This window comes from Streptosporangium vulgare (genome assembly GCF_042428775.1).
In the GTDB taxonomy this organism is placed as follows: Bacteria; Actinomycetota; Actinomycetes; order Streptosporangiales; family Streptosporangiaceae; genus Streptosporangium; species Streptosporangium vulgare.
In genome coordinates, this window is record NZ_JBHMBS010000170.1 from 1 (window position 1) to 576 (window position 576).

1 protein-coding gene is annotated in these 576 nt (G+C 50.5%); it reads left to right on the forward strand.

Translation table 11 applies throughout. The annotated features are described in order from the left end of the window. Positions 1-19: 19 nt before the first annotated feature. Positions 20-576 (forward strand): oligopeptide:H+ symporter (locus tag ACFFRH_RS44975; RefSeq protein ID WP_512701156.1); only part of this gene is annotated, 557 nt, incomplete at its 3' end.

Consider the following 576-nt stretch of genomic DNA (forward strand, 5'->3'; position numbering starts at 1 on the left):
CTTCGTATGCGCATGGCTGATGCACAACGTAGAAGTCGCCAATCTGGTGCTGATTGTTCTCTCCATCGTCGTCACCATCATCTTCTTTCGTCAGGCATTCAAGCTGGATAAAACCGGGCGCAATAAAATGTTTGTCGCCTTTGTCCTGATGCTCGAAGCGGTGGTGTTTTACATTCTCTACGCCCAGATGCCAACATCGCTGAACTTCTTTGCCATCAACAACGTGCATCATGAAATTCTCGGTTTTTCCATCAACCCGGTCAGCTTCCAGGCGCTTAACCCGTTCTGGGTGGTACTCGCCAGCCCAATACTGGCAGGCATTTACACGCATCTGGGTAACAAAGGCAAAGACCTCTCGATGCCGATGAAATTTACTCTCGGCATGTTTATGTGCTCACTGGGCTTTTTGACGGCGGCAGCTGCGGGAATGTGGTTTGCGGATGCACAAGGGCTGACATCGCCATGGTTTATCGTGCTGGTGTACTTATTCCAGAGCTTAGGTGAACTGTTTATTAGCGCCCTTGGCCTGGCGATGATTGCTGCCCTGGTGCCGCAGCATTTGATGGGCTTTATTCT